2 protein-coding genes are annotated in these 2583 nt (G+C 53.9%); both read left to right on the plus strand.

The genetic code is table 11. The annotated features are described in order from the left end of the window. A partial coding sequence (locus JIN85_RS20060; protein WP_234047533.1) for a hypothetical protein occupies positions 1 to 638 on the plus strand: 638 nt, incomplete at its 5' end. A 219-nt stretch (positions 639 to 857) separates the two neighbouring features. Then, entirely contained in the window at positions 858 to 2288 is a 1431-nt protein-coding gene (locus JIN85_RS20065; RefSeq protein ID WP_200274201.1) for an SGNH/GDSL hydrolase family protein, read from the plus strand. Positions 2289 to 2583: the final 295 nt, after the last annotated feature.

A 2583-nucleotide genomic window follows, 5' to 3' on the forward strand; every position in this document is an offset into this window, starting at 1 on the left:
GTCGCCAACTCGGTGACCCTTCCGCTTTCATGATCGTTACCCAAACCGTTACCGTTGAACTCGAATCCGGCCCGCCGGGGCGCAGTGCTTTTGACTTGTGGCTCTCGAAGCCGGAAAATGCTGGCAAGACCTTTGCCGATTACGAAGCTACCCAGCGTGGCCCTGTCGGTCCGCAAGGCCCGCCGGGGGATACTAGCGTGGCTGAATCAATTGCTGGCGAAGCGGTGACAGTAGCGGCCACTGCGCGAGCGATGGTGACTACTGAAAGTGATCGGGCGACTGCAGCGGAGAGCGCAATCCGCAAGGATCTAAGTGCAGCGATGGCCGGTATTCCGGTGATTAGCACTGCCGACACGGATCTGTCGCTAACACCGATGGATGCAGGCAAGTGCCGGGAATTTACCGCAGACGAGATCATCGCAGTTAACCTTCCGAATGAAGATTCCGGGGATTTCCCTGATGGGGCCTTTATCATCTTTGACCAAGGTGGATCTGGAGTCATCCGACTTGCCGAGGCTGGTGGGGTGGATCTGTTCCCAAGCGACAAGCGTCAATCGATCGGCCCATATTCAACTTTTGCGATTCTGCGAATTGCCCGCAATCAGTGGCGGGTGATCGGTGAGCTAGACCCAGTATAAGACCATGCACCCAATTCTAATCATCATCGCCAGTTCAGGAGGCGTTCCTGATGGAGCACTTACCATCGGCATTGATCCGCTGGTCATCGGGGAAGATGCACTCGTAATCCAATGAAGGTCTATAATACCGAGAATCCGACAGGTGGAGGCTCGCGCGAGATACCACTGGATTTCAAAAAGAAGGCAACTTTCCGGAAGGGGTTGGATGTTCATTCCCGATTGGCTTCCTTCCTGATCGGCAGAAAGAAGCAAGGTCGATACAGGCTTATGGCAAACCCTCCCACGGTGACACGTGGAGGAAATGGCAGCTCGGTCGATGGCAATTTCGTGAACGGCATGGTCCGCTTTGCACCTGACCTCAGCAACAACCGGATGGTCATGGCGGGTTGTGAATTTGAAGAGATCATAGAGACGGGAAACCGATCCACCCTCAAGGCGGCGCATATTACTGACGCGGCGGGAGGCAAAGGCAGGAACCAGAACCCTTACCGAATCCGAATCGAAACCGACGAGCCGGAGCTTGATCTCTGTTTTCTTGAGGCGTGGGGATCTGGATTTTCAGTCATGATTGATGGCGAGATTGCTGAGAGGGTACAGCCGGTCGCATTTACAAACTCTGGGAACTATAGGTATTTTAAAGTTTCTTTCGGTAGTGATGCGGTTAGTTATCGAAAAGCGGAGGTGACGATCACCCGTCTGACCAATGGGACAGGATATGCACTGGGCGATCTAATCACATTTGACGGTGGCGAAAATGATGCGCCCGGTTCGCCAATGGTGCTTCGCGTGGCACAACTCAGTTCGACTGGGGACGGGGTTGTTGTTCAGCTGTCGATCGAAGATCCCGGCGACTACGAGTACCTTCCGGCAGGAAAGATGTCCCAAATTAGCACGACAGGGGCAGGTGTCGGCCTAAGCGTTGAGGCAAAGTTTTTCTTTCCGGCGCATTCGTCCCGAAAATGGCGCCGATGGGAAATCATCTGTAACGGCCCAGCTACTTTTATGGGGATCGTAACAAGACCTGAAGGCATTGTGATTCCATGGCGCGTCGACCCGGCAGCTCCGAAGTTAATACAGATCGGTGATTCGATCAGCGCAGGAACGTATCTGCAATATGCGGCGGGGCATCTGGGAACATCGATCGCTCAAACTCTTGGTCTGGAAGACAACTACATCATTTCTGCTGTCGGCGGCACCGGATGGGATGCAGGGGGAACCCCGTGGTCACATCCCAATCGCATCGCTGATTTCATTCGTTATGGCGAAGGGGAATCGATGCCGGTCTATCTATTCATCGGCAGCCAGAACTTCCAATCACTCGCTGCGACGACAGCTGCAATACCCACCGTGATCAACGCGATTCACGCTGCTAATCCGAACGCCATCTGTATCGGACTGAGCAATATCCTTGGGGGAAGTATATCGCTGGATAATGCCATTAAGGCGGGCTGGGATGCCGTGGCCGATCAACGCCGGGCGGCTTATATTTCATCTCAGCAGCCCATCAAGTGGTTCGATCCATCGTATTATTTACTGGATTGGACAGTTACCAACGACGGGAATCATCCAGGACAGGCTGGGCAGGATTTGTATGCAGCCATCGCCGCTGAACAGATTTATCAAAAGCTCGTCGAGATGGCTTCAGTGTGAGCGGTTTTCGTAGTGTTTCGGACGGCAGCATTACCACGTATCACAAGGACTATGGAGAGGGCGGACGCTTCGCGGATGACGCGTTCAGTGATCCGGCTACGATTCTGTCCTAGAAAAAGACCTCCGCTTTTGCGGAGGCCTATCGGTTCTTAATTTTTTCGAATCAGATTCCCACCGGAATCGCGCCGGGTGCAGGCTCCCGGAAGAGCGTGCGGAGATCCTCTGTTTCTTCGTGTGGCACTTCGGTTCCTGAGTAGAAGACGGTCAGCAGGACTTCGCCGTTTTCCTGAGATTG

Source organism: Luteolibacter pohnpeiensis, from assembly GCF_016595435.1.
GTDB lineage: Bacteria > Verrucomicrobiota > Verrucomicrobiia > Verrucomicrobiales > Akkermansiaceae > Luteolibacter > Luteolibacter pohnpeiensis.